The organism is Glutamicibacter sp. (assembly GCF_050701915.1).
Taxonomy (GTDB): Bacteria; Actinomycetota; Actinomycetes; order Actinomycetales; family Micrococcaceae; genus Glutamicibacter.
In genome coordinates, this window is record NZ_JBOGEG010000067.1 from 1 (window position 1) to 2995 (window position 2995).

3 protein-coding genes are annotated in these 2995 nt (G+C 55.6%); 2 read left to right on the forward strand and 1 reads right to left on the reverse strand.

Annotated features, from left to right (window positions below):
- Positions 1-535: 535 nt before the first annotated feature.
- Positions 536-736 carry a helix-turn-helix transcriptional regulator gene (locus ACRDT3_RS18890; protein ID WP_431494452.1) on the forward strand — a complete coding sequence of 67 codons (201 nt, stop codon included), beginning with the start codon at positions 536-538 and terminating at the stop codon, positions 734-736.
- Entirely contained in the window at positions 733-1929 is a 1197-nt protein-coding gene (locus tag ACRDT3_RS18895; protein WP_431494453.1) for a type II toxin-antitoxin system HipA family toxin, read from the forward strand. The genes ACRDT3_RS18890 and ACRDT3_RS18895 overlap by 4 nt, the downstream gene beginning before the upstream one ends.
- An 18-nt stretch (positions 1930-1947) precedes the next feature.
- Here the strand turns inward: ACRDT3_RS18895 and ACRDT3_RS18900 are convergent, their stop codons facing one another.
- The gene (locus ACRDT3_RS18900; RefSeq protein ID WP_431494454.1) at positions 1948-2391 is read right to left on the reverse strand and encodes a MepB family protein; all 444 of its coding nucleotides are present in this window, start codon (positions 2389-2391) and stop codon (positions 1948-1950) included.
- Positions 2392-2995 lie beyond the last annotated feature (604 nt).

The window sequence follows — 2995 nt, forward strand, 5'->3', positions numbered from 1 at the left end:
AAGGCCCACTGCGCCGATGGTACTGCACTCGTGAGGGTGTGGGAGAGTAGGTCACCGCCGGACTTAACTTATGTGTGTGAGGCCCCTTGGGCACCTGTTGGTGCTAGGGGGCCTCACCTGTTTAACCCGTGGAGGGGCTAGGCATGAAAGCCTGGCCCTTTTCCTATTTAACGGGCTTGGGTGCTGGCCGCTTGCGCGGACCGCTCAGGGAATGATCGGGCTGGCATTGGGTTCCGAATCCAGCCGTGGCTGCTCTGTGTCCCGATCTTGGACGCGCTTGAAGTGACCAAGTAGCTGGCGTGCCCTCGGACTTCCGCGGCTCACCACGAGAGAGACGCCCGCTCCGTTGCAGGTGCTGCTATGCGATGACGCCTGGTCCGCGAATCGGCAAGATCCTACCTTTCGGTGCCTCTGAAACCTGATTGCTTTCATCTGGCCAACATTTCGGTAACTTGTTGCCGATTCATGCTTCATGATGAATGATAGGGAGCAGGATGTCGCCAATCGGCGAAATACTGCCGGAAGAGGATCATTCATGAATTCAGTGACAGAGCTCGGAGCCGAATTGAAACGCGCTAGAAGACAGAATGGCCTGACGCAGGAACAGCTGGCTGAATTAGCTGGCATTTCCGAACGCACGCTGCGCTCCATAGAACGCGGAGCGGGAAACCCCTCCATTGAAGCGGTGCTCTCCGTCGCGAACGTACTCGGGCTTCGAATCCGCGTGGCCAAATGATTCCGCAACTCCAAGAGCTCAAGCTTGTTACCCAGGCTGACGTATATTGCAACGAAAACCTGGCCGGTACTCTAACCAGACAATTCGACGGAAGCGTTGCCTTCAGCTATGACGAGGTCTACCTTGCAGATGGTGGCGCGGCCATTGCTACATCATTGCCAGCTTCCCCTGATCCATACGTTGGACCCGGGGGCGCGTTGCCATCGTTCTTCTCGGGACTATTGCCCGAAGGCCATCGCCTTACTGTTCTCAAGGACGCAACTAAGACCAGCATCTCCGACGAGCTGACTCTGCTGATGGCTGTTGGCGCTGATACTCCAGGCAATTTACGCGTTGTTCCGGCAGGATCGGCATTGGAACAGACTCCCGTGGTTGCTGAATTCAGCAGCACGGCCGAACTCGACTTTTCGGTCCTCGCACGCACCTTAGATCGCCACTCGATACCTGGCGTGCAAGACAAGATCAGCGCAACCATGCTGACAACGCCAGTGGAGTTCAAGAACAGCGCCTATCTGCTCAAGCTTGATCCTCGGGATCATCCGCATCTGGTCGTTAATGAGGCGCAGCACCTGAAAGCAGCACGATTGCTCAAACTTCCGGTCGCAAACAATCGGCTAGTACTGGATTCCATTGGGAGTCCGGGGCTGCTGGTCGAGAGGTTCGACCGCAAGGCCGTCGGGGGAGCGGATAATCCGATCCGTTTGGCGTTGGAAGATGCCATGCAGGTATTGAACCTTCCGCCGGCAAGCAAGTATGCCGTGAGCACGGAGCAAGTTATTGAGGCTTTAGCGCTGCAGTGCCAGGCTCCGGTGCTCGCCAGACGCAATCTATACATGCAGTTCGTCTTTGCCTGGCTAACTGGCAATGGTGACTTGCATGGAAAGAACGTCTCGATTCTGGCGGACGTGCATGGGCGGTTTGATGTAGCGCCCATCTATGACATCCCCTGCACCTTGGTCTACGGCGATGACACCATGGCGTTGACTGTTGCCGGCAAGGCTAAGAACCTGAAGAAGAAGCACTGGGCGGAGCTTGCAAAGGTGCTCGGCTTGGCTGACCGCGCCGCGCAGTCAGCGAACCAGTTGGCTCTGAAAGCGGCATTGACTGTGGATCTCAGTGAGTTGCCTTTTGATGGTTCACCTTTGCGTGGTGCGCAACGAGAACTCAGGTTCCGGCGCATGGAGCTGCAGTAGATGTCTGAGCGAAGCAAGCTAGTCTGCGAGAACCGTGAATGCAGGCAGCTGACTATTCTGGCTTTTCTTCGCTTGTCCCTTAAGCCCAGCCGTCCATGATGGATAGACGCGGAAACCGCGCTTACCTGGAGCTGATGCTGACGCGAAGATGCCCAGATGCTCGAGGTGCTGTTGAGTAAAGCGGAAGACGCCGAAGCAGCCGGCTTCCTCGATAAATACCATCACTCCGTGGAGTCCTTCTTCAGACTCGTAGGGTGCAGTAGTCCCAGTTTCGTCACGATGCCATATGGCGACGAACCCACCTGACTTTGTTGGCGTGATCCTTGCGGTCCTGATCCGCCACAGCTGTCCGTCAATCTCAGTTATCCCGGCTTGATAATCGCTCTGCTGTTCTTCGGGAGTCACCTCGCTATACGTTTGCCCAGTGAGGTGGCAATAGCGTTCTAACGCTGTGAACTTCATAGACTTCATCCCGATTGCGGTAGGCCATCATGTGGAGCGGCATCGATCCAAGTGAGTAACACGCATTTCCATGGATCCGAACATCGCTGCTTTTCACCGTAGCTGACGGTGGTACTTACGTAGAACTGCAAGACCTGTATTGGGCATCGCCATCAATGCCGACCGCTCTAGCTAGTCGGTCCGCTGATGCCACTTCGGCCGTTGCGCGCCCGGAGCCGCTCGATGCATCATTTCGCCAAGTGCGTTCTCTTCTTGAGCTTTGCTCAGTGGTTCGCATGCGCACGGGCAGTCCAATCGGCGGATGTGGGCACAATTCATGCGGTTCGCGTATATGCGCATGCTCCTCAGAGGTTCAGTAAATTCAACCGGTACAGGAGCTGGTGCTCTGTGTAGCCGCGAAATAATGTTTACGTGCTCAGCCCTAACTCGGCAATTATCGTCAGCGATTGGGCACATGTTCAGAGCCGAAGTAACAATTCCGGAATTAAGTGGGCACGGTCACCGTCAAAAATACCCTGCCGATTTGCAGTGCCCCGAAAACCTGTGTATAGTTTTTCCTTGTCGCCGAGAACAAAACGGAAGAAATAACCGGATGTGAAACGGC

Coding starts and splice junctions, on each gene's coding strand:
- ACRDT3_RS18890 (WP_431494452.1), top strand. CDS start 536: ATGAATTCAGTGACAGAGCTCGGAGCCGAATTGAAACGCGCTAGAAGA.
- ACRDT3_RS18895 (WP_431494453.1), top strand. CDS start 733: ATGATTCCGCAACTCCAAGAGCTCAAGCTTGTTACCCAGGCTGACGTA.
- ACRDT3_RS18900 (WP_431494454.1), bottom strand. CDS start 2,391: ATGAAGTTCACAGCGTTAGAACGCTATTGCCACCTCACTGGGCAAACG.